The organism is Burkholderia sp. NFPP32, from assembly GCF_900119325.1.
GTDB lineage: Bacteria > Pseudomonadota > Gammaproteobacteria > Burkholderiales > Burkholderiaceae > Burkholderia > Burkholderia pyrrocinia_C.
On sequence record NZ_FPJP01000001.1, the window covers coordinates 1 to 21,074 of the forward strand.

General features: G+C 71.0%; 17 protein-coding genes. 5 read left to right on the forward strand and 12 right to left on the reverse strand.

Annotation, left to right across the window (positions count from 1 at the left end):
* Positions 1–693, reverse strand: a 693-nt coding sequence (locus BT264_RS00005; protein WP_143156734.1) for an amidohydrolase family protein, incomplete at its 3' end; no start/stop codon positions are given.
* 20 nt (positions 694–713) lie between these two features.
* A complete protein-coding gene (locus tag BT264_RS00010) occupies positions 714–881 on the reverse strand; it encodes a DUF1427 family protein (RefSeq protein ID WP_072435773.1) in 168 nt (55 codons plus the stop codon).
* A gap of 103 nt (positions 882–984) precedes the next feature.
* Between BT264_RS00010 and BT264_RS00015 the strand changes: the two genes are divergently transcribed.
* Complete coding sequence (locus tag BT264_RS00015; protein WP_072435774.1) at positions 985–1,908, forward strand: LysR family transcriptional regulator; 924 nt, start codon at positions 985–987, stop codon at positions 1,906–1,908.
* Between the two features lie 22 nt (positions 1,909–1,930).
* On the opposite strand, the gene BT264_RS00020 is transcribed toward BT264_RS00015, so the two are convergent.
* Positions 1,931–2,617 (reverse strand): hydrolase, encoded by a 687-nt coding sequence (locus BT264_RS00020; RefSeq protein ID WP_072436401.1) that lies wholly within the window; start codon positions 2,615–2,617, stop codon positions 1,931–1,933.
* Between the two features lie 282 nt (positions 2,618–2,899).
* Here BT264_RS00020 and BT264_RS00025 point away from each other — a divergent pair, with 282 nt between their 5' ends.
* From BT264_RS00025 to BT264_RS00040, 4 genes are read left to right on the forward strand one after another with little or no spacing between them, the layout of a single operon-like run.
* On the forward strand, positions 2,900–3,160 hold the full coding sequence (locus tag BT264_RS00025; protein ID WP_072435775.1) for a XapX domain-containing protein: 261 nt from the start codon (positions 2,900–2,902) through the stop codon (positions 3,158–3,160).
* Between the two features lie 25 nt (positions 3,161–3,185).
* Complete coding sequence (locus BT264_RS00030; RefSeq protein WP_072435776.1) at positions 3,186–4,766, forward strand: cation:proton antiporter; 1,581 nt, start codon at positions 3,186–3,188, stop codon at positions 4,764–4,766.
* A gap of 47 nt (positions 4,767–4,813) precedes the next feature.
* Positions 4,814–5,206, forward strand: coding sequence for an OsmC family protein (locus BT264_RS00035; RefSeq protein ID WP_034183342.1), 393 nt, complete (start codon positions 4,814–4,816; stop codon positions 5,204–5,206).
* A 32-nt stretch (positions 5,207–5,238) separates the two neighbouring features.
* Positions 5,239–6,132: a pirin family protein gene (locus tag BT264_RS00040; RefSeq protein WP_072435777.1), complete on the forward strand. Its 894-nt coding sequence runs from the start codon at positions 5,239–5,241 to the stop codon at positions 6,130–6,132.
* A gap of 54 nt (positions 6,133–6,186) precedes the next feature.
* Here BT264_RS00040 and BT264_RS00045 read toward each other — a convergent pair whose 3' ends face one another.
* From BT264_RS00045 to bcsB, 9 genes are read right to left on the reverse strand one after another with little or no spacing between them, the layout of a single operon-like run.
* Positions 6,187–6,384: a hypothetical protein gene (locus tag BT264_RS00045; RefSeq protein ID WP_072435778.1), complete on the reverse strand. Its 198-nt coding sequence runs from the start codon at positions 6,382–6,384 to the stop codon at positions 6,187–6,189.
* Positions 6,366–7,931 carry a cellulose biosynthesis protein BcsG gene (gene bcsG / locus BT264_RS00050; RefSeq protein WP_072435779.1) on the reverse strand — a complete coding sequence of 522 codons (1,566 nt, stop codon included), beginning with the start codon at positions 7,929–7,931 and terminating at the stop codon, positions 6,366–6,368. Before bcsG ends, BT264_RS00045 begins: the two co-directional genes overlap by 19 nt.
* A gap of 27 nt (positions 7,932–7,958) precedes the next feature.
* On the reverse strand, positions 7,959–10,496 hold the full coding sequence (gene bcsA / locus BT264_RS00055) for a UDP-forming cellulose synthase catalytic subunit (RefSeq protein ID WP_072436402.1): 2,538 nt from the start codon (positions 10,494–10,496) through the stop codon (positions 7,959–7,961).
* Positions 10,493–11,272, reverse strand: coding sequence for a cellulose biosynthesis protein BcsQ (gene bcsQ / locus BT264_RS00060; RefSeq protein ID WP_072435780.1), 780 nt, complete (start codon positions 11,270–11,272; stop codon positions 10,493–10,495). Before bcsQ ends, bcsA begins: the two co-directional genes overlap by 4 nt.
* Positions 11,269–11,490 carry a hypothetical protein gene (locus BT264_RS00065; RefSeq protein ID WP_072435781.1) on the reverse strand — a complete coding sequence of 74 codons (222 nt, stop codon included), beginning with the start codon at positions 11,488–11,490 and terminating at the stop codon, positions 11,269–11,271. The genes bcsQ and BT264_RS00065 overlap by 4 nt, the downstream gene beginning before the upstream one ends.
* Positions 11,487–13,442, reverse strand: a complete 1,956-nt coding sequence (gene bcsE / locus BT264_RS00070) for a cellulose biosynthesis protein BcsE (RefSeq protein ID WP_072435782.1) — start codon at positions 13,440–13,442, stop codon at positions 11,487–11,489. The genes BT264_RS00065 and bcsE overlap by 4 nt, the downstream gene beginning before the upstream one ends.
* Before the next feature lie 9 nt (positions 13,443–13,451).
* Entirely contained in the window at positions 13,452–17,360 is a 3,909-nt protein-coding gene (locus tag BT264_RS00075) for a cellulose synthase subunit BcsC-related outer membrane protein (RefSeq protein WP_072435784.1), read from the reverse strand.
* A complete protein-coding gene (gene bcsZ / locus BT264_RS00080; protein WP_072435786.1) occupies positions 17,345–18,574 on the reverse strand; it encodes a cellulose synthase complex periplasmic endoglucanase BcsZ in 1,230 nt (409 codons plus the stop codon). Before bcsZ ends, BT264_RS00075 begins: the two co-directional genes overlap by 16 nt.
* Positions 18,575–18,577: 3 nt before the next feature.
* Positions 18,578–20,899: a cellulose biosynthesis cyclic di-GMP-binding regulatory protein BcsB gene (bcsB, locus tag BT264_RS00085; protein WP_072436403.1), complete on the reverse strand. Its 2,322-nt coding sequence runs from the start codon at positions 20,897–20,899 to the stop codon at positions 18,578–18,580.
* Positions 20,900–21,074: the final 175 nt, after the last annotated feature.

Genomic DNA, 21,074 nt, shown 5'->3' on the forward strand with positions numbered 1-21,074 from the left:
CGTCACGCCGAGACGGTTCAGTTCGCGCATGAAGTGGCGCGTCGAGTTGTACTGGTATTCGAACGGCAGCTTCGGCCCCTTCGCGAGCGTCGCGTAGAGGATCGTCGCGTTCGGGTTCGCGAGCAGCAGCCCGGTCGGGTTGCCCGCGGCGTCGCGCAGGATCGTGCCGCCCGGCGGCTCGGGCGTGTCCTTCGTGTAGCCGACCACGCGCAGCGCGGCCGCGTTCAGCAGCGCGCGATCGTACAGGTGCAGGATGAACACCGGCGTATCGGGCGCGGCGGCGTTGAGCTCCTCGATCGTCGGCAGGCGCTTCTCGGCGAACTGGTGCTCGGTGAAGCCGCCGACCACGCGCACCCATTGCGGCGCGGGCGTGATCGCGACCTGCCGCCTGAGCATGTCCATCGCGACCGCGAGCGACGGCACACCGTCCCAGCGCAGTTCCATGTTGTAGTTCAGGCCGCCACGAATCACGTGCGTATGGTTGTCGATCAGGCCCGGCAGCACGGTGCGGCCGTCGAGGTCGACGACCTTCGTCGCACGGCCCGCGAGCGGCATCACGTCCGCGTTACCGCCGACCGCGACGAAGCGGCCGTCCTTGATCGCGACCGCGGTGGCGACGGGGTTCGCACGATCGAGCGTCGTGATGCGCCCGTTGTGCAGGATGAGATCGGGTTGAGTGTCGGTTGCGCTCATCAATTGGGTCCTCGATGCAATCAGAAGCCGAGCCAGTGACGAACCGGTGCGATGGCCCCTGCGCCGATCAGCATGCCGGCGAGCCCGACCAGTGCAATCAGCGGCGGTGCGGGCGAGCGCACCTTGATCACGCTGTATACGACGCCGATCAGCACGCCGGCGCCCAGTGAAACGACATACGATTCCATATGCTCCCTCCCGACTGGATTAGAATGACTCGCATTGCCGCGCGCCATCGGCGCGATCCGCTGCCGCCGAATCCGCTTCGCTTCCCTGCCACGCCTTCCAGCCATGCAACATCTTCCCGATCTCGAAGCCTGGGCCATCTTCGCGCGCGTCGCGGAAACCGGTTCGTTCGCCAAGGCCGCCGACCTGCTCGGCATATCGCAACCAACGGTGTCGAAAGCGATCGCGCGTCTCGAAAAACGCCTGGGCTCGATGCTGCTGTACCGCACGTCGCGCAAGCTGTCGCTCACGCCGACCGGCGAACTGCTGCGCGATCGCGCGATCCGGCTGCTCGCCGACGCCGAGCTGATCGAAGGCGAGGCGTCCGCGCACGCGCTCGAACCGCACGGCCTGCTGCGCGTGAACGCGCCGATGTCCTACGGCCTGTGCAATCTCGCGCCGCTGTTGCCCGCGTTTCTCGAGCGCTACCCGCGCGTCGACGTCGACCTCGTGCTCACCGACAACTTCGTCGACATCGTGTCCGGCGGCTTCGACGTCGCCATCCGGATCGCCGAACTGAACGATTCGTCGCTGCGCGCGCGCCGCCTCTGCGCCGTGCGCCGGCCGCTCGTCGCATCGCCCGCGTATCTCGACCGGCGCGGCCGGCCGACCCATCCGAGCGAACTCGACCAGCACGTGTGCCTGACCTACACGAACATACCGACACCCGAATACTGGCGCTTTCGCCACACGGCGTCGGGCGACGAATTCGGCGTGCCCGTGCGCGGGCGCATTCGCGCCAACAACGCCGACGTTCTCTGCCCCGCGCTGATCGCCGGCCACGGCCTCGCGCTGCAGCCGGCGTTCCTGGTGTGGGATGCGCTGCAAAGCGGCGAGCTCGAGGAAGTGATGCACGACTGGAAAATCCCCGACATCAACGTCAACCTCGTCACGCCGCCCGGCATGCTGCGTGCGGCGCGTGTGACGGCCCTGCTCGACTTTCTCGTCGAGAACCTGACACACGCGCCGTGGGCACTGCCGCCCGTTTGAACGCGCGGCGGCACGCGGCCCGTTACTTCGCCGGCACCGGCGCGAGCGACTCGTGCGGCGTCGCGGTGCGCTGTTCGGCCTTGTGGACCATCGTGTACGCGTAGTCGACGCCCATCCCGTACGCGCCCGAGTGCTCCTTCGCGATCGCCATCACGGCGTCGTAGGTGTCGCGGCGTGCCCAGTCGCGCTGCCACTCGAGCGCGACCTGCTGCCACGTGACGGGCACCACGCCGGCCTGGATCATCCGTTGCATCGCGAAGTCGTGCGCGTCCTTCGACGTGCCGCCCGATGCATCGGCCACCATGTAGATCTCGTAGTCGCCTTCGAGCATCGCGCAGAGCGCGAACGTCGTATTGCAGACTTCGGTCCACAGGCCCGACACGATCACCTTCTTGCGGCCGTTCGCGGCCAGCGCGTCGCGCACCTTCTGGTCGTCCCACGAGTTCATCGACGTGCGTTCAAGCGTCTTCTGGTTCGGAAACACGTCGAGCAGTTCAGGATAGGTGTAACCGGAGAAGCTCTCCGATTCCACCGTCGTGATCGTGGTCGGAATGTTGAATGCCTTCGCTGCCTTCGCGAGCCCGACGACGTTGTTCTTCAGCGTCTGGCGATCGATCGACTGCACGCCGAATGCCATCTGCGGCTGCTGGTCGATGAAGATCAACTGGCTGTTCTGGGGAGTGAGGACTTCAAGCTTGGGGTTGCTCATGGCGCGAATCATCCTTTGGACAGGAAACGTTTAAGGCTTGCCTCGATCGGAAAGTACGAGGAGCCGACTGTGCGTTGCCCCGGATTTGCGTCTTCCGGTTGCAGCCATTTAATCGGAAAAGTCGCAGCTCGAACATCCAAGAAACGGAATCGATCGAATTCCGAAAGAGGGGTCTCTCAAGGGCAATCCGCCCTTTTTTTCCACACGTAAACCCGATACGCTTCCAGCACATTGAAGGCGCACCCTTCGCGCCCGACCAGCCTATCACGAGAGGTTTTCATCATGAAACCGTATTTTCTGTCGCTGCTCGCCGGCATTCTCGCCGGTGTCATCTACGGCGCGCTCGGCGTGAATTCGCCGGCGCCGCCCATCATCGCGCTCACCGGCCTGCTCGGCATGCTGGCCGGCGAACAGATCCTGCCCGTCGCGCGCCGGATGCTTTCCGGACACCGGCTGAATACCGCATGGCGCGACGCGCAATGCAGCCAGCACATGTTCGGCGCGCTGCCGGGTGGCGCCGCGAACGACCGCAAGCCGTCGTGATGCACGCCGTCGCCGCAGGCCGCGCATGACCAACGTCGAGCTGTTCCACTACCTGCTGCTGTTGATCTGCGGCGCGGGCGCGCTCACGTGGCTCGCCGAACGAATCTCGATTCCGCCGGCCGTCGTGCTGCTGCTCGGCGGCTGCGCGGTGGCGATCGCCGGCAAGCGCGTGCCCGACATGGACCCGGCGCTGCTGCTCGCGGCCGTACTGCCGCCGCTGCTGATGTCGAGCGGGTTCTACACCGCATGGAAGGAATTCAGGCAGGAGCTCGCATCGATCGCGTCGCTCGCGCTCGGTGCGGTGGCGTTCACGACCGTCGCGGTCGCCGTGGCCGTGCGTGCCGCGAACCCAGCGCTACCGTGGGCCGCGTGCTTCACGCTCGGGGCGATCGTGTCGCCGCCCGACGCGGTGGCCGCGAAGGCGATCCTGCAGCGCTACCCGCTGCCCGCGCGGCTCGTCGCGGTGCTCGAAGGCGAAAGCCTCGTCAACGATGCGTCGGGCCTGCTGCTGTACCAGATGGCCGTATCGGCCGCGCTCGCCGTGTCGATCACGGCCGCGAGCGCCACCGGCCTGTTCTTCTCGCTGACGCTGATCGGCATCGCGGTCGGCCTCGCGTGCGGCCATGCGATGTGCTGGGTGCTGCCGCGCCTGCGCGACCCGATGCTCGGCATCGTCGTGACTTTCGCGATGGCGTGGGGCAGCTACGGGATCGCGGAAGCCGTCGACGGCTCGGGCGTGCTGTCGGTGGTGACCTGCGGCCTCGTGCTCGGCGTGCGCCAGCATCGCGTGTTCGACGCCGACCTGCGGATCAAGGCGAAGGCGACGTGGGAAGCGATCGTGTTCGTGCTCGATGCGCTCGTGTTCATCCTGATCGGTCTCGCGCTGCACGCGATCCTCGTGCGCGTGAACCACGAAGGCGCGGTGCTGATGGCCGGCCTGCGCGTCGCGCTGCCCGCCACCGCCGCCGCGATCGGTGCGCGCGTCGTGTGGGTATTCGTCGCGATGTGGCTGCCGGACCGCCTGCGCGCACCGCGCGCGGGCCACGCGCGGTGGTCGTGGCGCGAGGCCGTCGTGCTCGGCTGGTCGGGCATGCGCGGCGTCGTGAGCCTCGCGGCCGCGATCGCGCTGCCGAGCAACTTTCCCGGCCGCGACCTGATCCTGTTCAGCACGTTCCTGCTGATCATCGCGACGCTCGTCGTGCAGGGCGGCACGCTTGCGCCGCTGATCCGCGTGCTGAAGCTGCGGCCCGTCGCGCGGCATACGATGTCCGAGCACGCGGTGCGCGCGCATACGTTCGGCGCGGCGCTCGCCGAACTCGACGCGCTGGAGCAGCGCGGGTCGAACCTCGAGCGCCCTTCGCTCGACCGCCTGCTCGCCGAATACCGCAACCGCGTCATGTTCAACGAACGCGCGCATCGGCATGGTGCCGAGCCGGCCGACATGCGCGCGCGGATGCTGCGCGTCGAGCTCGAACTCGTCGGCGTGTCGCGCCAGGCGTTGCTCGACCTGCATCGCGACGGCAAGGTCGACGACACGGTGCTGCACCGGATCGAATCGGAGCTCGATTTCGAGGAACTGCGGCTGCAGCGGCTGCTCGAACCGTAACGTCCGGCCAAGCCGCCGGCCCTCCCCCTTTCCCCCATGGAACTGCAATGAGCGAACTGTCCGTCGAAGCGAGCATCGGCTCGGTCGATTACCTGGTCCACTTCAGCGATGGCGTCCACCAGTGGCGTGCCGACGAACCGGCGCCGCTCGGCGGTGGCGATGCGGCGCCGACGCCCGTCGCGCTGCTGCTGTCGAGCCTCGGCGCCTGCACCGCGATCACGCTGAAGATGTATGCGCAGCGCAAGGGCTGGCCGCTCGCCGAAGTACACGTGAAGCTCGCGCACGAATCGGGCAGCGCGGGCAGCACGATCGTGCGCCGCATCACGCTCGAAGGCGACCTGTCCGGCGAGCAGCGCGAGCGCCTGCTGCAGATCGCGAACGCGTGCCCGGTACACAAGATCCTCACGCATCCGATCACGATCGACACGGCGATCGCCTGACCGCCCACCGCACCGAACACGAGCTCCCCATCATGACCGCATCGATCAAGACCCTGCTCACGCCGCGCGAAAGCGACATCGGCAACCTCGTCGTGCGCCGCGTGCTGCCCGCGCGCGCCGCACGCCTCGTCGGCCCGTTCATCTTCTTCGACGAGATGGGCCCGGCCGTGCTGCCGGCCGGCCGCGGCATCGACGTGCTGCCGCATCCGCACATCGGGCTCGCGACCGTCACCTACCTGTTCGACGGCTCGCTGATGCATCACGACAGCCTCGGCTTCCGGCAGAAGATCGTACCGGGCGACGTGAACTGGATGACGGCCGGCCGCGGCATCGTGCATTCGGAGCGCTCGCCCGACGAGGACCGCCCGCGCGAGCAGCCGGTCCACGGGATCCAGACCTGGGTCGCGCTGCCGGTCGAGCACGAGGACACCGCGCCCGCATTCGTCCATCATCCGGCCGACACGCTGCCGTCGTTCGCGCGCGACGGCGCGAGCGTGCGCGTGATCGCGGGCACCGCGTTCGGGCTTACGTCGCCGGTCGCCGTGTTCTCGCCGACGCTCTATGCATATGCGGAATTCGCGGCGGGCGGCCAGCTCGCGCTCGATGCGGAGCACGACGAGCGCGGCGTGTATCTCGTCGACGGCGACCTCACCATCGACGGCACGCCGCTCGCCCCCGCGACGATGGCCGTGCTCGAACCGGGCGCGACCGTTGCGCTCGCCAGCGCGAACGGCGCGCGCGTGATGCTGCTCGGCGGCGCACACCTGCCGGGCGAGCGTTTCATCGAATGGAATTTCGTATCGAGCGAGCGCGCGAAGATCGAAGCGGCGCGCGCAGCGTGGGCCGCGCAGACCTTCGGCAAGGTGCCGGGCGAGGAAGACGAATGGACGCGCCAGCCGGAACGCAGGGCGCGACCGGCAGAATAGGCAGGTTCGCCCGCAAGCAGGCGACGGCCGGCAAGCATGCCGGCCGTCGTTCGTTTACCGCTTCAATCCCATCAGTTTCGCGAGCGTCGGCCAGCGCTCGAGCGACTCGATGAACGCGCGGCGCGCCTGCTCGTCGACATAGCGCTCCGGGTCGAGCGCGGGCAGATGCCGCGCGAGGCCGAGCACGTCGTTCGGCTGCGACAGGCGATCGTCGTCGCCTTCGCCGGGAAGGATTACTGTTCGTCGATCCATACGCCATCCGGAGTTTTCACCGCGTAGCCCGCGGCCGTCTGCATCGTTACCGTACCCTCGTTCTCGCCGACCATCCGCGTGCGCGGCAGGTCCGCCGCATATTGCGCGAGCGTCGCGCCCGGCTTGAACGGGCTGTTCGACACGAGGTTCGACAGCAGCTGCGCGAGCGCGAGGAAGCTGGTCGGCTGCTCGATCACGGTCGTCGCGCCGTGGTTGCCGGCAAAGCCGACGAGCCGCACGCCTACCGGCCCGTGCACGATGCGCGGCGTCGGGATTTCGCGCAGGCCCGCAACCTGGTTCTTGTCACCGCGCAATGCGGCGCCGTGCTCGGGCACGAACACGATCACCGCGCGGCGGCCCGATTGCGCGATCAGGTCGGCGAGACGGTCGAAGTCGCTCATCAGCTTCGTCGCGCGCTGCGGATACGAGTCGATGCTCGTCAGCGAACTGCCGACCACGCGGTTGCCGTCGTGCAGGCTGATCGTGTTGTAGTACAGCGCGACGGGCCCCTGCACCGCCCCGCGCTGCGCATACCAGTTCGCGAGCGTTCCGTAGTCGTCCTTGATCGCCGAGCCGTCGAACGCGTGCATCGCGACGGGCGCGGCCGCGTTCGAGACCATCGACGCGTCGGCCGCGCCGATGTTGTCGTGGATCACCTGCAGGAAGTTGTCGAAGTGGCCGTCGTGGTTCAGCAGCGACTGCACCGTGTAACCGGCGCCCGCGAGTTGCGCGAACAGCTGGCACTGTTGCGGCGCGGGCTTGTACAGGTCCGCGTGCGCCTCCTGCCCGCAGCTCGCGCGCAGCACGCGGATCGCCGCCGGGCCGCTGTAGCTCGCGGCGGTGCTGAAGTTCGAGAACAGGTAGTCGAAGTGGCTCAGCATCGGGTGATTGCGCACCTTGGCCGCATCGAGATCGTCCCACGACAGCGAGCAGACGTGCAGCACGATCACGTCGAACTGCGCGGCCGGATCGTTGCCGAGATGGCCGAACGCGACCTGCCGCTGCGACTCCTGTGCACGGAACGTCGCGAGCGCGGCGTTGCGGTCCTCGGGCTGGTCGGCGCGCCCGATCGTCGTCGTGCCCTGCGCGTTCGCCTGCTGCGTGGCCGGTGCGGCCACGCGCGCCATCAGGCCGCTGCCCGCTTGCCACAGCGGCATCACGATCAGCACGGCCAGCACGAACGTCGCGACGCGCAGCCAACGGTTGACGATGAAATAGACGATCAGCGCGCCGGCCACCGTCAGCACGAGCGCGGGCGGCAGCAGGCGCGGCAGCAGTTCCATCCAGTAGTCGACGCGGAACGTGCTCATTTCGCGCGCGGCCTCGACGAGGCGTGCGAGCGGCGGCGCATGCATCTCGCGCGCGAGCAGCGGCACGGCGATCGCGATCGCCGTGAGCTGCCGGACGATGCGCCATGCACGCCGCCGCACCGGCGCGCTCGCCGCGAGCGCCACCGCGAACGCGAGGTTCGCGAGCCACAGCGGCTGCAGGTGCCCGGTCGCGAACAGCGCGAACTTCAGGATGAAATACAGATTCCAGAACGCCATCTAACCCACTCCATGATGAGCGCCGCGTCAGTCGCGCGCCCGATCGAGCTTCGGCGCCAGCATGGCCTGCAGGCCGCGCGCCGCACCCTTCCACATCCGCACATAACCGTCCACGCCGATGCGCAGCACGCCCTTCAGCCCGCCGAGCGGCGTGTCGACGCGCGTGCCTTCGTGCCAGTCGAGCCACGCATCCGCGCGGCCGAACGTGCATTGCACGAGCTGGCGCTCCTGTTCGAGCGTCAGCGCTTCGAAACTCACGCCGACGTGGGTCGGCGTCACGCGGCTCACGCGCACCGGGAACGGGAACGGCCGGTCGCCGCGCGTCACGCACACCGTCAGCGTGTCGCCGACGGCGATCGGCAGCCCCGGCACGGCCTCGAGGCCGAGGCCGCCGGTCGAGTAGTCGCTCGTGAAGCATGCGGCCGTCGTTCCGTCGGCGAGCAGCAGCGTGGCCGGCACGCGCATCGCGATCCGGTGCGTGACGCGCACCTGCCTGGTCTCGCGCGCGACGGCCAGCGCCGCGCCGAGCATCGCGAGGTTGTACACGGTCCAGCCGAGCGTGATCAGGATCGTCGACGCCTCGTCGCCCTGGTCGGCCGCGAGCCGCCACAGGCCGGCGACGATCGCGAGCACGTTCAGCGCGAACAGCACGAGATACGGCTTCGACGTCGACCAGTCGACATAGCCTTCGTCGATCTTGCCGCCCTTGTCGGTCACGTTGAACTTGCCGTGCTTCGGGCTGAAGAACGCGACGGTGGTCGGCAGCGCGATGTACCACGCGAGCACCGATTCGTAGACCTCGGCCCAGAACGAATGGCGGTAGCGCCCCTGCATCCGCGAGTTCGCGACGTTCGCGAGCACGAGATACGGGATCACGTAGCTCGCGAGCGCGAGCGACGACGCGTTGATGAAGTACAGGTGGAAGAACAGGTATGCGACCGGGATCGTCAGGAACACCAGCCGCGGAATCCCGTAGAAGAAATGCAGCATCGCGTTGCCGTAGCAGATCCGCTGGATGAGGCCGAGCCCGCGCCCGAGGAACGGATTGTCGATGCGGAAGATCTGCGCCATCCCGCGCGCCCAGCGCGTGCGCTGCTTCACGTGGCCCGCGAGGCTTTCGGTCGCGAGGCCGGCCGCCTGCACGGTCGGCAGGTACGCCGACGTATAGCCGCGCCGGTGCAGCTTGAGCGCCGTATGCGCATCCTCGGTCACGGTTTCCACCGCGACGCCGCCGACCTCTTCCAGCGCGCTGCGCTTGAGCACCGCGCACGAGCCGCAGAAGAACGTCGCGTTCCACAGGTCGTTGCCCGACTGCACGAGGCCGTAGAACAGGTTGCCCTCGTTCGGGATCTCGCGAAACGTGCCGAGGTTGCGCTCGAACGGATCGGGCGAGAAGAAATGGTGCGGCGTCTGCACGAGCGCGCACTTCGGGTCGCGCAGGAACACGCCCATCGTCGTCTGCAGGAACGAGCGCGTCGGCACGTGATCGCAGTCGAAGATCGCGATGTATTCGCCGTGCGTCTTCGGCAGCGCGCGGTTGATGTTGCCGGCCTTCGCGTGGCGGTTGTCGTCGCGCGTCAGGTAGTCGATGCCGGCCTCGGCCGCGAACGCGGCGAACTCGGGGCGCCGGCCGTCGTCGAGCAGGTAGACGCGCAGCTTCGCCGTCGGCCAGTCGATGCTTTGCGCGGCGAATACCGTCGGCTTCACGACCGACAGCGGCTCGTTGTAGGTCGGGATGTAGATGTCGACGGTCGGCCAGGTGTCGGGGTCGTCGGGCAGCGGCACGATCGGCCGGTCGAGCGGCCAGGCGGTCTGCACGAAACCGAGCAGCAGGATCATCCACGTATAGGCTTCGGCGCCGTACAGCAGGTAGCCGGCGACCGCTTCGACCGGGCTGCGGAAGTCGAGCGTCTGCGTCGTGCGCCACCACACGTAGCGCACTGCCGCGAGCAGCGCGAGCGACGCGAGCGCGAGCGTCGGCAGGTGGCCCGGCAGGCGGCGCAGCGCGAGCGCCAGCACCGCGACGATCGCGAAGAACGCGAACTGCGCGCCGGGCATCAGCGGCGACATCCCGGCCGCGGCCCACAGCAGCGCGCCGGCCACGAGCAGCAGCGGCGCGAGCCAGCGGTGGCGGCCGACGCCGTTCGCGCGCGCATCGAGCCAGCCGCCCCAGCGCGCCCACGGCAGGCGTTCGAGCATCGCGTCGATGCGACGGCCGACCGCGCGCCCGGCCACATACACCGGCACGACGAACGTGTCGAACCATGCGAGCGGATCGCGTGCGGGCCGGCCGTCGGCCGCGCGCGGCGCGCGCACGATCGCGCGCCACAGCCATTCGCGCGGACTGAGCGGCTGCAGCACGCCCCACTCGTGCGCGAGCCGCAGGAACGCGGCGCGCGCCCGGCGGCGCACGGGATCGGGCCGGCCCGGCGGCGGCGCGTGGAAAAACAGCCGCACGACCCAGTCGAGCAGCGTGCGCTCCGCCGGCAGCCCGATGCCGCGCGCGAACCAGTCGGTCGCGCGGCGGCCGAACGCGCGCAGCCGCGGCACGAAGGCGGCCTTCATCGCGCCGCTCCGGTGCGGCCGGCGACTGCCGCCGCCAGCCACGCATCGACCCAGTTCGCGATGCCGTTCAGGTCGTGCGACGCCTGCGAATACGGCGCGTCGTCGAAGATCCAGCTGCCGCGCGCAAGCGCTTCGGGCACGGCCGCGTCGACGTGAATCCGCTGTTCGAGCATCGATGCCGGCCCCGCGACCGCGCGCAGCATCGCGATCGCATCGCGCTGCATGTCGCGTGCCGGATTCAGCCGGTTCACGACGATCTGCAGTTCGCCGCCGCCGGCACGCAGCGCCCCGAGCCGCGCGGCCGCCGTCGCGCAGGCGATCGGTTCGGGCGGCACGACGACGAGCGTCAGGTCCGCACGGCGAATCGCCTGCTCGGCCTGCGGCGACGGATAGCGCGCGGTGTCCACCAGCACGACGCCGTCGGCCGGCAGCGCGATCTCGTCGAGCGCGCGCGACAGCCATGCCGGGTCGGCCGCAAGCCGCGCATCGCACGCGGCCGCGCCGGCCGCGTCGACCTGCCCGTACGGCACGAACAGCACACCGTCGGCATTGCGCCACGTATGCGCGTGCCACGGCTCGGCGCCGCCGAGCACGCTCTGCGCAAGGCCGTGCCCGGCCAGCGAGTCGAGGCCGAGCGTCGCGCCCATCAGGTTCTGCGCATCGAACTCGACGGCCACGACCTGCCGGCCGCGGCGCGCGAGCAGCACCGCGAGCGCGGCCGCGAGCGTCGTGCGGCCCGCGCCGCCCGTCGTCGATGTAATGGCGATCGTCTTCATCGCGTCGCCTCGCCGCCGCGCTCGTCCCCGCGCTCGGCGCCGGGCAGCAGCCGCCCGCGCAGCGCGACCGGCACCAGTTCGCACGGCACCGCGTCGCGCCGGTCGATCCCGCGCGGCGCCTGAAAGCCGCGGCCGATGCCGAGGTGCTGTGCGACGATCCAGACGGGCACCGCGACCACGATGCCGACGATGAATCCGATGACGAGTTCGGCGATCATGCGCCCTCCGGCTTGCGCAGCGGCATCGCGCTGCGGATGGCACTGCGCGTTCGCGCGGCGGGAATCACGGGTTGCGGCGGCGCCGCGTCGACGCCCGCGGGCGCCGGCGTCGCACCGATCGCCTCGAGCGCGACGATCGTATCGATCGCGTCGATCGCATCGCTTACTTCGCTCGCTTCGTCCGACGCCGCGCCGGAATCGGCGCGCGCCGCAGGCGCACGCGCGGCGCCCGGCGGCTGCTTGACCGCGAACAGGTCGCTGTAGTCGGCGATCGGCGCGCGCCGGTTCTCGGCTTTCAGCGCATCGAGCTCCGTGTCGATGCTGCCCCGCCCGAGGCACACGACGCGATCGGACAGCGTGTCGACCGGCACGTCGAAGATGCGCGCGAGCGCGTCGTCGGCATCGACCGGCTCGCACGCGAACAGGAACATGTACAGGTGCCCGGGATCGGCCGTCACGACGTCGCCCGCGCGGCGCGGCTGGCAGTGCCGCAGCGCGTCGACGTGCGACACGCCCGGCAGCAGCGCGATCTTCGCGAGCGTGTGCGGCAGCGCGAGCACGGCGCCGCGATCGAGCACCGCGCGAATCCGCAGGCAGAACGCGCCGACCGGCAGATAGCCGAGCACCGAATCGCCGAGCGCGGCCGCGAGCGCCGCACGATAGTCCGCCGCGACGGGCCGCGCATAGAGCTGGCCGCGCAGCGCGTGCACGGCGGCCTGCATCCGCGACACCGGCAGGTCGCGCGCGACGACGCGGTTCGCGCCGACGCTCAGCAGGAGCATCTCGAACTGCTGGCGCAGCACCTCGCCTCCGCGCTCGACGACCGCGATCTTCAGCGCGCCGCCGCACTGCCGGCGCAGCGCGTGCACGTCCGCGCACAACGCTTCGAGCTGCGCATGCGAGCGGAACGCGAGCACCGCGGTCGCGGCCTGGGCATGCGCGCAGGCCGCGACGACGGCCGCGTTGTCGTCGACGATTTCCCAGTCGCCGGGCGCGCGGTTCACGCCGTCGAGCACCGCGCGGCTGACGACGACGCGATCCTCGTCGATCGCGAGCTTCATCCGGCGCGCCGGCTCGGTCGCGCCGCCATCGATGCTTGCCGACAGCCGGCCGCCCGGCGCAAAGCGCAGCGGCCGCACCTCGCCGGCCGCGAGCGTGTCGCCCGCGCGCCAGAAATCGACGATCCACAACAGTTCACCGTGCGTGCGCTGCATCTGCGCGACGCCCGAGAAGACGCCGTGGAAACCGCTGCGCGGCGCGCGATCCGCACCGCGCACGAGCGGCGGATCGTCGGTGCGCGCATCGGTGCCCGCACGCGCCGCTTCGGGATCGAGCAGCAGCACGAGCGCGATGCGGTGCGTGCGGCACCAGTCGGCGAGTGCGCGCGCTTCGTCGGCGAGCGCGACCGGATCGTCCCAGCTGAACCAGCGCTGCGCGCCTTCGACGAAATACAGCGAACGCGCACGAAAGCCATAGCGCTTCATCGCGCGCAAGCCGCCGGTCAGCCGCGCGAACGGGCCCGGCGCCGCGTGGCGCGGTGCGGCGCCGGCGCCTTCTCCATCGGCCGGCTCGGCCGCCGCCGGCATCGCCAGCACGCTCAGGTTGCGCGGCCAGCCGGCCGGCTGCGCACCGCCCGCAAAGCCGCGCGCCTCCATTTGCTCGACGACGCGCGCCGCGTCGCGTGCGAGCACGACCGTGACGTCGCGCGTGCGCGCCTGCCGCGCGCTCTCCCACACGAGCGCATCGCACGCCGGCGTGCCGCCGGCCGCGTAGATCGCGTACAGGCCGCCCGCTTCCAGTTGCGTCCATGCGTCGGGCAGGCCGTCGATCGCGAGCCGGCTCAGCGTGCCGACGCGGCCGCCGGCCGGCCCCGTGCGCAGCAGCGCACGCAGGCGGCCCAGCAGGCCGGCGGCGCCGAGCGCGGGACGGGTGGCATCGATTTCCGTATTCACGACGTTCCCCTAGTAATCCGAATAAAGCCGCACCGGCGTCGGCGTGACGAGCCAGCTGGGCTGCGCGCGCGCATCGAACGCATAGCGCAGGTACACGAGCGCCGAACTCGGCGCGTAGTCGTGCGACCGGTCGACATGCAGTTGCGCGCCGACGCTCAGGTGCGGGTTCACGCGGTACTCGACGATGCCGTTCACGCCGTACGAGAACGACACGCCGCGTGTCGAGCTGCCCGCGTACACGAACCCGGCCGCCACCTGCGCGGCCCGCTGGTCCGAAAACGTCGGGTAAAACAGCGAATCCTTCTCGTAGCTGTTCGAGATTCCGCCCGTGACGGTCAGGTCCCACGACAGCGCGTCGCGCCGCCCCGCCCATTCGATCGGCACGCCGAGCGACAGGTAGCGCTGCGGGCTGTAGTAACCGCCCTGCCCGTACGTGTAGTAGCGCAGGTTCTGCGCGTAGTGCCACGCATTGCCGACGAGCCCGGTGCTGACCTTCATCGTCGCGCGCTCGTACACGGGCACCGTGAACCCGGTGCGCAGCGTGACTTCCGCGTTGCGTTCGACGTTGCGGCCGGACAGCACGCCCGCGCCGAGTTCCGCGAACAGGTTCGTGCGGCCGACGTCGACCGACGCACGCAGGTTCACGCCGTCGCGGCGCACGCCGCCCCAGACCGCGCCCGTCCACGGGTCGCGCATCCCCGCGTACGACAGCACGCTGCTCGTTTCCGGCCGCCGCGACGCATTCACGCTGAAGCTCGCCGGGCCGGCGTCGAAACGGTAGCGCACGCCGCCGACGAGGTAATGCACGGGGAAACCGAGCGGCGACGTGCCGAGATCGAAGCGCCATGCATCGGTGCGATAGCCGGCGCCGAGCGCGACGCCCGTCGTCGACTGGTGCAGCGAGCCCGGCGGATTCGCGATCAGCGCGGCGGCCGGCTGATTCGACTGGAACGGGGGCGGCAGCCCGTTCGAAGCCCTGAGCGCCGCGTAGGTCCCGAAGGTCTTCAGCGAATACGCGTTCGGGTCGCTCGTATCGAGTGTGCCCGGATCCAGATGCACGGTGTCGATCTGCGCGAACACATGCCCGTCGTAGCGGATCGGCATCTGCAGGTAGATCGGCACCTGCTGCGCGCGATACGACGAGATGCCTTCGTCGCCCGACTTGTACGCGGGCATCCAGCCGGTCTCGATCTCGGGGTTCCGCCGCTGTTCGAGATCCGCGAACGCGGCTTGCGCGGGCGTGAGCCCGTCGCGGCCCGGGCTCACGCCCGCCGTGCGTTCCTGCGATCGCGACAGCCGGTACAGCGACGCCGCGTCGTCATAGCGGCCCTGTGCCTCAGCCACGCGCCCGGTCGCGACCGTCACGTCCGCACGCGCCGGATACGCGGCCTGCAGCCGGCCGGTCACCTGCGCGGCTTCGTCCGGACGGCGCAGCGCGTTCAGGCGGCGCACTGCCGACAGTTGCGTGTCGACGTCGTCGTCCGGCGTGCGTGCGAGCACGGCCTGCACCCGCGCGAGCGCGGCCGCACGGTTGCCGCTGTCCTCGTCGATCCGCGCAAGCGCGAGCTGCGTATCGGCATCGTCCGGCGTGCGTGCGACGACCGGCGCAAGCGCGTCGCGCGCCGCGCCGTAATGGCCCTGCGCACGTTCGAGATCAGCCAGTTCGAGCGCATGGCGCTTGTCCGCGCGGCCGGCCGGGCTCGCGCGATCGAGCAGCGCACGCGCCTGCGCGTAGTCCTGCCGCGCGATCGCATCGTCCGTCTGCCGCAGCACGAGCCGCAGCGACTGGTCCTCGAGCCTCGCCGTCTGCGCGGGCGTCAGCGACGGTTCGCGGCGCAGCGCATCGAGCCACGCGGCGAGTGCGTCGTCGCGCCCCGCGCTGCCGAGCAGGTCGCCGTAGCGCAGCCGCACGTCCGCATCGGCTTCGCGCGGGTGCGCGGCGATCCAGTCGCGCAACGGCGCGAGGCCGCGCTCGGGTTCGCCCGCGTCGATCCACTGCGCGCCGATCGCGGCGAGCATGTCGGGATCGTCCGGCGCGCTCGCCTGCGCATGCGCGAGCGATGCCGCGAATGCCGCACGATCGCCGCGCCCGAGCGCGCCGCGCGCGTCGGCCAGCGTGCTTTCCGCGTCGAGCTTGTGCGCGAGCGCGCGCATCCCGTCCGAGCGGTGCGCGTCGTCGACGGGCGCGAGCGCGGCCTGCGCGCCCGCGACGTCGTCGAGAGAATTGCGGTACAGCGCCGTTGCATAGCGCATCTCGGGCGTATCGCTTTGCGCGAGCCCTTCGTCCATCACCGTGCGGCCAAGCTGCGGCAGCCCCATGTCGCGATACAGGCGCGCGAGCGCGAAGCGCGTCCACGGCGCGTCGGGCGCCGCACGCACGGCCGCCTCGTAGCGTTGCGCGGCGGGCCCGCGTTCGCCCTTGTCCGCGAGCGCGCGCGCCTGGTTCGCGAGCAGGTCGGCGCGCATGCCGTCGAGCGCGCGGCGATCGTCGCGGCCCGTCACGCGCCCTTGCAGCGCGTCGAGCAGCGGGCCGATCCGGTCCGCGCGGCCGGTGTTTTCATACAGCGTCGCCGTGCCGCGCACGGCCGACGGGTTCGGCGAACGCACGGCCAGCAATTCGCGCAGCAACGGCTCCGCGCGCGCCCAGTCGCGCTGCGCCAGCAGCGCATCGGCGAGCTGCAGCTTCGCGTCCGGGCTGTCCGGCTGCATCGCGAGCGCGGCACGCGCCGCGCGCTCGGCATCCTGCGGCCGGCCCGCGGCGGCGGCCGCGCGGCCTTGCGCGAGCAGCCCCCAGAACTGCGCGGTGCGCGCCAGGCTCTGCCATTTGCCGCGCTGGTCGGTCGCGAGCGTCGCGGCCCGCGCGAACAGCGCGCGGGCCTCGTCGTGCCGCCCTTCGCGCAGGCGCAGCAGGCCAAGCCCGCCGACCGCATCGGCGTCGTCCGCGCGCGCACGTGCGGCGCGGGCGAGCAGCGGATCGGCGGCCGCAAGGTCGCCGCGCGCGAGCGCCTGCAGGCCGCGCTGCTGCGCGATGTAGCCGGGATCGCGTTCGAGCCGGCGCTGCGCATCGCGCCGGCTGTCCAGTTCGGCAGCGCGGTCGCGGAATTCGGTGTCGTCCGGCACGAGTGCAAGATACGCATGCAGCGCGTCGAGATACGCGGGATCGCTGCCGGCCGATTGCAGCACGCGCCGCCACAGCGCCATCGCCTCCGTATGGTCGGCGTCGTCCCGCTTCGCGAGCGACCATGCGATCCGGTTCGCCTCCGCGCGCGTGTCGGCACGCTGGTTCAGCAGCCGCGCGAGCGCCATCGACGCGCTCGTATCCTGCGGATCGGCCGCGGCCGCGCGGCGCAGCGCGGCGATCGCCGGCTCGCGACCGCGCGGCGCATTCGACACGATCTGGTAATACTCGGCGCCGAGCGCACCCGACGGCGCGCCGTTCGGAAACAGCGCGACGATCCGCCGGGCTGCCTCGTCGGCGCGGCCGCTGCGCGCGAGCAGGCGAATCTGCGCCATCTCGCCGCGCCCGCTCGTCGCGACGCGGTATTCGTCGGCCACCCGCCGCGTCGCGGGCGCATTCGGCGACCGCGCCTGCAGGCGCGCAAGCGCGGCCTGCGCGCCCTTCGCGTCGCCGAGCCGCAGCAGCACACGGACCTGTTCGGCAAGCAGTTCGGGATCGCCCGGCGCGATCAGCAGCCCCTTGCGCAGCGCATCGTGCGCGAGGTCGTCGCGATGCTTGACGCCCCACATCCGCGCGGTATCGAGCTGACGCTGCGCATCGGCGGAAGCGGCGGCCGCCGGCATGGCGGTTTTCGGCATCGCCGCGTCGGCTGCGGTGCCCGGCGCCGCCGCGCACACCGACGACGCGAGCCATGCGACCCCCGCGACATGCGGCGCGGCGCACTTCAGCGGGCGGCGCACGAATGGCCTCCCCAGCGGGCGTCGAGCGTGCCGTCCGCGCCGAACCTGTAGCGTCCGTCGCGCCAGCCGAGGCCGAACAGCGTCAGCACGCTCGTGTAATAACCGGGCGCCGACTGGCGCGCGAGCGACTCGACGCGGGCCGCCTGCGCATCCGCGAGCGCGCGCTGGCCGCGCGCGTCGAGAAACGGCACGGCCGCCGCGGAGAACCCGGCGTTGCCGTCGTTCGGCCCCGCGACGCCCGTCGTCGTATCGACCTTCTCCGGCGGCGCGCCATGCGCGGCGATATGGTCGGCGAACGGCGCGAAACGCGCGAGCAGCGGCGCGGCGAGCGGATCGGCGCGGTCGAGCATGCCGGCCCACAGGTACACGCGGATCGCGTTGTACGCGCTCTGCGCATGCGTCTGCGGATCGGACCCGAAGCCCGTGCCCGCGCGATACAGCGCCCAGTCGGGCGAAAAACCCTTCGGCGCCGTGTCGAGCAGCACGCGCCCGGTGCTGGACGCCAGCGCGGCCCAGCGCCGGTCGTCGGGCAGGCGCGCGCCGAGCGCGCGGATCACCTGCGGCGGCGAATAGCTCGGGTTCACGCGCCACTGGCCATTGGGCAGCCTGAAGCCGGTCGGCCCCGGCAGCAGCGTGACGCCGAGGCCCGGCACGGTCGCGGTTTCCTCGTCGAGCACGCGCTTCGCGAGCAGCGCGCCGCGCGCCGTGTAGCTGCGCTCGTGCCACAGCCGCCCGGCCTCGACGAGCGTGTACGCGATCCACAGGTCGGCGTCCGACGCCGCGTTCGCGTCGAGCACGCGCCACGCGCCGTCCGGCGCACGGCCCCACAGCCACGCCGGCAGGTGCGCGCTCAAGTCGCCCTGCGCGAGGTTGTTCTCGGTCCATGCGAGGATCGTGTCGAACATGCGCCGGTCGTTCGCGACCAGCGCGAAGAAAAGCCCATACGCCTGCCCCTCCGACACCGTGCGTGAATCGGCCGAACCGACGTCGATCACGCGGCCGTCGGCCGAGATGAAATCGCGCTTGAACGCGTCCCAGCGCGGCCACGCCGCGCTGCATCCGGCAGCGGCCGCATCGGTCGCGCTGGCGCCCGCGGCCTGCGCGCGAGCGGCCATGTCGGTTGCCGCGCACGCCATCGCAACCGCCAGCGCGAGTGCCGCGCCGACGCGCCGCGCCGGCCGCGTTGCCCGTCGCTTCGCCATAACCCGCGCCATCCGTTACATCCCCCGTCGACGCGCGGCGATTCTCTGCAGCACGCTGAACACGCCGAGCGCGAGCAGCAGCCCCGCGACGACACCGACCGCGCCGAGCACGACCGGATGCCGCGCCGCCTGCGTCCAGACGCGCGCATACCACGGCACGAAGCCGACCACGTAAGGCTCGCCGACGCGCAGGCTGTCGACCTGCCCCGGCCGCACCAGCGCGAGGTCGCCCTGCAACTGCGACACGAGGCCCGAGTTCTCGAACACGTTCAGCAGATCGCCGAGGTGCGGCTGGTCGGTCGCCGTCAGCGCGACGACGCTGCGGCCATGGCTGCCCGGCAGTTCGAAACCGGCGAGCGCCGCGAGCGGGCCCGTCTGCTCGATATGCGCGCCGCCGTCGGGAAGGCCGACGCCGTTGCGCCAGCGCTCCTTGACCGTGAACGCGACGCGCGTCGCGCCGTCGCCGCCCGCACCGCCCTGCTCGCCGATCGCGAGCGGCAGCGCCGAGCGCCAGTGCGCGAGCAGCGGCGACGCGGGCGAGCCGTCGATCACGAGCAGATCCTTGCTGCCCGACAACGCGGCGACGTCGCCGGGCCGCGCGACCTGCACGCGCAGTGCCGGGAAGCCGGTCCACTCGCCCATGTGGCCGAGCATCGTCAGGTAGGCCTCGAGCTCCTGCGGCGACGGCCGGTCGGGCATCACGACGGCCGTCTGCGACAGGTCGGCGAAGCGCGTGAACGGAAAACCGCTGTTCGCGAAATACGCGAGGTTCGGCAATTGCGCGTAATGGACGAAGTGCGAGAAGTCGATCGTCGAATCGGGATCGATCGCCGCGCGCTGCGGCTCGGTGGCCGTGCTCGAGCACAGGCCCGTCTTCTGCGAATCGAGCGTGAAGCGGAACTGCAGCTGGTTGCCGCTGCCGACGCGGAACGCCGGGATGTCGACGTCGCTCGTCACGCGCCCTTCCGGCACCGACAACAGCGGCAGCTGCATGCGGCCGCGCGCGTCCTCGGCATGGGCCGGCCCGAGCCGGTACGACTTCACGAGCTGGTCGTTGATCTCGACGGCCAGCGTCGAGTTGTCCTGCACGGTCGGCGCCGTGTAGCGGTAGCGCAGCGTGATCGGCACGCCCGAGCCGTTCCATGAATGGAGATCGGCCGGCACGCGCAGGTTCAGGCGAATCGCGTCGGGCGTCGTGCCGCGCGCTTCCAGCTCGCGCAGATCGGACACGAGTTCGCGGAACGCGATCGGCCGGTTCACCGGCAGCCAGCGCGGCGCGTCGTACGGCTTGCGCGGCGCGCCGAGATCGACGTGCGCGACCGTCGCCGCCGGCCCCGACAGCGCCGCGCGGCCGAGCACGAGCGTCGCGACCGCGTCGTCGACCTCGGCCGCCGTGCGGCCCGTGACGACGAGCAGCTTGTGCCCCGGCGCGGCCGGGTTGTCGGCAACCGCGAGCAGCGGACCGTTGACCGACGGCAGCACGAGGCCGGCCGGCAGCGTCGCGGCCGTGCCGACCACCACCGCCTGGTCGTCGGCCGGCAGCGTGGACGACACCGGGAAGCGCGCATGCCGGTAGTCGGCCAGCGCGCCGAACCACGACGCGAGCACGCCCGCGCTGCGCAGCGTCGCCGAATCGGGCGACCCCGGCAGCACGAACGGCAGCCGCACGTGGCCGTTGTCGCGCCGGTCGAAGAACGGCGCGGGCAGCAGCGCGAGATCGTTCGGCAGGCGGACCGGCGATTCGTCGAGGATCAGTTCGCTCGTCGGGCTCACGTCGGCCCACAGCGCCGAATTCGACGGATCCTCGCAATGGTCGAGCGTGTAGTGCGCGATCAGGCGCAGGCCGATCTGGTTGAAATCCGAGAAGTAGCGCGGATCGATCGGGATGTCCTGCGTGACCGTGCGGCCCGCGCGCGCGGCGTCGAACGGGACGGTCGCGATGACCTCGCCGTTCACCGACACCTTCAGGTGCGACATCGGGAACACGAGCGACGGCGAATACGCGTAGGTCAGGCGCAGCCGCGCGCCCGTGACCACGCGGTCGAGCCGCACGCCCGCGTGGATCGTGCGCGCGTCGTCGGCGCCGCGCAGGCGCAGCGGTTCGAACGCGCCGAGCGACGCGAACGGCACGCGCACGGTCGTCGCAGGCAGCCCGGCGGACGGCGCGCTGGCCGCCGCCGGCGCGGCCGCGAGCACCGGCGCATCGCCGGGCGCCGCCGCATTACCGGCGCCGGACGCCGCAACGGCCGCCGGCATCGGAGCGGCCGACAACACGGCCGCGTGAAAAGCGCCGGCCATGGCGATCGACAGGACCAGCAGCGACGCGGCCGGCTTCATGCGCCGCTCCATTTCGTCAGAGTCATCCGGTCGTCCGTCGCATCGAACCCGACGCGCGCAAAGCAGCCATGCCCGTGAGTGAACATCCCCACTGCTTCCCTCATATCAATTAACTGGCCCGATTCATTTATCGAAACGAAGCGGCACATTCTTTAATCGGCTGTCGTCGTGTTTG